This window comes from Egibacteraceae bacterium (genome assembly GCA_040905805.1).
GTDB lineage: Bacteria > Actinomycetota > Nitriliruptoria > Euzebyales > Egibacteraceae > DATLGH01.
On sequence record JBBDQS010000110.1, the window covers coordinates 1 to 4136 of the forward strand.

The window sequence follows — 4136 nt, forward strand, 5'->3', positions numbered from 1 at the left end:
GACGTCGAGGTCGAGCTCCACTCGGCCTCCTACGACGAGGACGGCGCACTGCTGGGGCTCGCGGACCTGGCACAACGACAAGGACCTCCGCCGCGCCGTGGAGTACCTCCACGGACCGTTCGTGGCTCGCGCCGGTGAACGGCGCAAGCTCGCCGTCGAGCAGGTCGTACCGCGACCCGCACCCCGCAGGTTCATCGACCTGTGAGGCTCCTCAAGATCGCCACGTGGTTGACGGCCCAAAAGGTCAGCACCTCCGTTGGTCCCAGGGCATCGCACAGCCGCGGGACCGGCATGCCACGTACATCGCCCGGAGCTCCTCGTCGCGCTTCCCCTCCTGCAGGGCGCCGGGGTACGTGCGTGGCTTGGCCGGCTCAGCCCATGCGCCGATGAATAGTAGCGTGGTAGTCCGATTGACGATAGCGTAGGAAGCCGATGAACAGGAGTGTATGGATACGATGGATGATAGCGTAGCGGACCACGCACCGGACAGTCCCTCTGGGTCGCCAGAGAGGGACTTCGTGACCGGATACGTCCACCGCATCGTCGATGACGAGTTGGGAACCGTCCTGCCACAGCTCCCGGCTGTGCTGCTCGACGGACCGAAGGGTGTTGGCAAGACCGAGACGGCCCTCCAGCGCGCGAAGAGCGTGTGGCGGCTGGACAACCCGGCGCAACTCGCGATCCTCGAGGCCGACCCAACCATCGCCACCACGGATCCGCCTCCGATACTCCTCGACGAGTGGCAGCGGTTGCCTGCCGTTTGGGACGCCGTCAAGCGCGCCGTCGATGCCGGTGCGGCTCCCGGCACGTTCCTGCTGACCGGCTCCGCCGCGTCACGCGGCACGACCCACTCCGGCGCGGCGCGGATCGTCACCACAAGGATGCGCCCCTTGACGCTCCCGGAACGAGGCGTGTGCGAGCCGACCGTGAGCCTCGCCGACCTGCTCACCGGAACACGTGACCCCGTCCGGGGCGAGACGGACCTGACGGTGAGCGACTACACCGACGAGATCGTCCGGTCCGGTTTCCCCGGGCTGCGTGCGCTCTCCGGCAGGGCGCTGCGCACCCAGCTCGATGGCTACATCGACAGGATCATCGACCACGACGTCCCCGGCGTAGGTCGGCAGATCCGACGCCCAGCCACGCTGCGTGCCTGGTTGACCGCGTACGCCGCGGCCGCCGGTGCGGCGGTCTCCTACGAGAAGGTGAGGGATGCCGCAACCGCTGGCCACGGGGACAAGCCGGCGAAGACGACGACCCTTCCCTACATCGATGTCCTCACCGACCTGCGCATCCTCGACCCGCTCCACGCCTGGCTCCCCGGTCTCAACCACCTCCACCGGCTCACCCAGGCACCCAAGCACCACCTCGCCGACCCGGCCCTCGCGGTGCGTCTCCTCGGCCTCGACACCAAGGCTCTCCTCGCCGGTGAGACGGGCAGCGTGGCACTCCCACGCGACGGCGTCCTGCTCGGTGGGCTGTTCGAGTCGCTGGCGGCGATGTCCGTGCGGGTGTTCGCCCAACAACGTGAGGCGAAGGTCGCGCACCTGCGCACCTACGGCGGCGAGCACGAGATCGATCTCATCGTCGAGACCGGCAGGGGCGACGTTGTCGCGATCGAGGTCAAGCTGTCCGCCGCGATCCACGACGCTGACGTCCGACACCTCAACTGGCTCGAGGACAAGATCGGGGACCGCCTCCTCGACAGGGTCGTGCTGTGCACCGGACCGCGGGCGTACCGCCGCCTGGACGGTGTCGCAGTCGTCCCTCTTGCGCTCCTGGGGGCGTAGACCTCGGCGAACCCCGCACCGCCATCGCCGAGGCCAGCCCACACGACAACACCTGCCGTCGGTGGCGTGTTGGTGGCGAGTGCCTCGCGCCGCGGCCATGATGCGGCGGTTGTGACCGACCCGGCCCGTTCGACCTGCATGCCGATGCGCGCCCAGTGGCTGATCTGCTCGGCGAGCGACCGGTTCTCGGACGCTGCGACGCTGCGACGCTCGACGGCGTCGCTGCGACATCGCGCGCGACACGGGTCGGGGTCGAGTGTCCCTGCCGAGGCCACCGGTACGCGTGCCGGGCGCGACCTCGCCCCGGCCGTGCCGTCAGTGGCTGCTCGACCTGGACGAGCACGTGTCAGCTCGGCAGCAGCTGCGCGTGCCGGAGCTCGTCGATCGTCGCCTCTGGAACCCCGAGGACGTCGAGGTGGACGATCCAACGCCCCGAGGCACCCGCCTCAGCAGACACCGCGACCAGGCAGGAGCCGAGCACGCGGGCGCCCCCGCCCACGCAGGGCGAACGAAAGTCAGAGGCTCCTTCCGCACTGAAGCCCCACACGCTGGAACGCTCGCGCTTGGCCCTCTCTAGGCTCGTCCCTCATGGATCTCGAGCGGCGCGAGTGGCGCAACGAGCCGGTTCGGCTGGCGGACCTGACTCTCAACACGCCGTTGATCGAGGGACGCACCTTCGAGAACTGCCAGATCATCGGGCCGGCCATCATCGCCCCTCTGGGGACAACCTCAATAGCTCACTGCACGTGGGACGGCGACTTCGACGCTCTCGTGTGGCCCATCGCGGAAGGACGGGACCAGGTAGTAGGCGCGATCGGCGCGTTGGACTGCTCGTTCTTCCGGTGCAGGTTCGTCACCGTGGGCCTAGCCGTGCCGGCCAGCGCGGTCGAACAGGTACGAGCAGGCTTCCAGGCTTAGGCCTCGAGCTGCACTCGGATGTCTTGTCGCCGCACATCGCCCGGACTGGAGCGGTTCCCCTCGAAGGCGCCAGTCCATCGGGAGACGGGGAGTGGGCGCACCAGCTCGATCAGTTCACCCTCCTCCCAGAAGGCGTCCAGGTCCTCCAGCGTCAGGTCGGTGTCATCCATCACGTGCCTCCCACTATCTTCGGCAGATCGCCGTGCGGCAAGCCCAGATCCCCTGCGCCTCGTCGATGGCAGCGAGGTAGCACACTATGTCCTTCCCCGTCTGCGTGCGGGCCCGCACGATCAGGCGCTCTCCGAACTCTGGGTGCGTGTTCGCCGATATAGACCCTGCGCCTAGTCATCGTGCAGGAGCGTAGGCGATAGCGTCCCCTCGGTGAACCGTCGTCGATCCCGTCGGCAGCCGAAGGTGTCAGGCGGGCATGCCGCCGTGGGCTGACATGATCGGCTTTCGCGACAAGCTCGCGCACCTGTACATCAGCGAGGTCAGCGCCCAACTGCTGTGGGAGCCCGGAGCGGGGGCGCCGATCTCGACGCCGATGCCCCCGAAGACCCTGCCCCCGGGCTGGCGGATCCATCCCCTGAAGCGGTACACGAGCAGGCTGCCCCGCTCCTCGTGGCGGCGCGCCGTAGAAGATCTACTACGCTCGTGGTGATGAAGGAGCTCCCGCAGCGCGAGTTGCGCAACAACATCAGCGCGGTGCTGCGAGCCGCTGAGTCCGGTGAGCGCTACGTCGTCACCGTGGACGGTCGGCCGGTGGCCGAACTCGGTCCCCGCCGGCCCCCGCAGTGGGTGGGTCCTGGTGACGTGCGAACCGTCCTCGCCACCCCGACCGACCCGGGCCTTCTCGACGACGTCGCAGCGCAGCAGATCGAGCACGGCCTGGACGAGGATCCCTGGACGCGCGGGTGAGAGGGCTGCTCGACACCTCGGTGCTGATCGCCAGCGAGGTGGCCGCCCTGCCCGACGAGGCGGCCATGCCTGCGCCTCCCTGGCGGAACTGCACTTCGGGGTGCTGCTGGCCAAGACCGACGCCCAGCGCCGGGCGCGCCTGCGGCGTCTGGCCGAGGTGGAGTCGCGCTTCGAGCCGCTGCCGGTCGACGCCGCGGTCGCCCGCTCCTACGGGGCGCTCGCGCACCTGTCCGTGCGCGCGGGGCAACAGCCCCGCCGGCGGGTGATGGACGTGCTCATCGCGGCCACCGCGCACGCACATCACGTGCCCCTGTACGCGCGGGATGCCAGCGACTTCGCGGCGCTGGAGAGCGAGCTCGTGATCCGGCTCGTGTGATCAGAACCTGCACCGCCTCGAGGCCGCCGCGGCCTGTGGCGCGATCTCGGAGTCGGTGTGTATGATCAATGCATATGCAGTAGCATCATGGGTATGTCCGTGCGCATCCAGGTCGTCATCGACGAGCGGGAACG

At 68.9% G+C, this 4136-nt stretch carries 8 protein-coding genes; 6 read left to right on the forward strand and 2 right to left on the reverse strand.

The genetic code is table 11. The annotated features are described in order from the left end of the window. Both WD250_12505 and WD250_12510 read left to right on the forward strand, forming a co-directional pair. On the forward strand, positions 1 to 205 hold a 205-nt coding region (locus WD250_12505), incomplete at its 5' end, for a hypothetical protein (GenBank protein MEX2621025.1). Positions 206 to 518: 313 nt separating this feature from the next. Then, positions 519 to 1790, forward strand: coding sequence for a DUF4143 domain-containing protein (locus WD250_12510; GenBank protein ID MEX2621026.1), 1272 nt, complete (start codon positions 519 to 521; stop codon positions 1788 to 1790). A 346-nt stretch (positions 1791 to 2136) separates the two neighbouring features. Here WD250_12510 and WD250_12515 read toward each other — a convergent pair whose 3' ends face one another. Further along, on the reverse strand, positions 2137 to 2289 hold the full coding sequence (locus WD250_12515) for a hypothetical protein (protein MEX2621027.1): 153 nt from the start codon (positions 2287 to 2289) through the stop codon (positions 2137 to 2139). An 89-nt stretch (positions 2290 to 2378) separates the two neighbouring features. On the opposite strand from WD250_12515, the gene WD250_12520 reads away from it, so the two are divergent. Then, positions 2379 to 2708 (forward strand): hypothetical protein, encoded by a 330-nt coding sequence (locus tag WD250_12520; GenBank protein MEX2621028.1) that lies wholly within the window; start codon positions 2379 to 2381, stop codon positions 2706 to 2708. Here the strand turns inward: WD250_12520 and WD250_12525 are convergent. Next, positions 2705 to 2878, reverse strand: a complete 174-nt coding sequence (locus WD250_12525) for a hypothetical protein (protein ID MEX2621029.1) — start codon at positions 2876 to 2878, stop codon at positions 2705 to 2707. The two genes, WD250_12520 and WD250_12525, sit on opposite strands and share 4 nt — an antisense overlap. Positions 2879 to 3135: 257 nt before the next feature. On the opposite strand from WD250_12525, the gene WD250_12530 reads away from it, so the two are divergent. The 3 genes from WD250_12530 to WD250_12540 are packed head-to-tail and all read left to right on the forward strand — an operon-like array spanning position 3136 to position 4002. Beyond that, entirely contained in the window at positions 3136 to 3369 is a 234-nt protein-coding gene (locus WD250_12530) for a hypothetical protein (GenBank protein ID MEX2621030.1), read from the forward strand. Continuing rightward, positions 3369 to 3626, forward strand: a complete 258-nt coding sequence (locus WD250_12535; protein ID MEX2621031.1) for a type II toxin-antitoxin system prevent-host-death family antitoxin — start codon at positions 3369 to 3371, stop codon at positions 3624 to 3626. Before WD250_12530 ends, WD250_12535 begins: the two co-directional genes overlap by 1 nt. Next, complete coding sequence (locus tag WD250_12540) at positions 3517 to 4002, forward strand: PIN domain-containing protein (protein MEX2621032.1); 486 nt, start codon at positions 3517 to 3519, stop codon at positions 4000 to 4002. The genes WD250_12535 and WD250_12540 overlap by 110 nt, the downstream gene beginning before the upstream one ends. Positions 4003 to 4136 lie beyond the last annotated feature (134 nt).

Bases quoted from the DNA above. Each gene is read 5' to 3' on its own strand.
- WD250_12530 (MEX2621030.1), top strand. From the start codon at position 3,136: ATGCCGCCGTGGGCTGACATGATCGGCTTTCGCGACAAGCTCGCGCAC.
- WD250_12535 (MEX2621031.1), top strand. From the start codon at position 3,369: ATGAAGGAGCTCCCGCAGCGCGAGTTGCGCAACAACATCAGCGCGGTG.
- WD250_12525 (MEX2621029.1), bottom strand. From the start codon at position 2,878: ATGGATGACACCGACCTGACGCTGGAGGACCTGGACGCCTTCTGGGAG.
- WD250_12520 (MEX2621028.1), top strand. From the start codon at position 2,379: ATGGATCTCGAGCGGCGCGAGTGGCGCAACGAGCCGGTTCGGCTGGCG.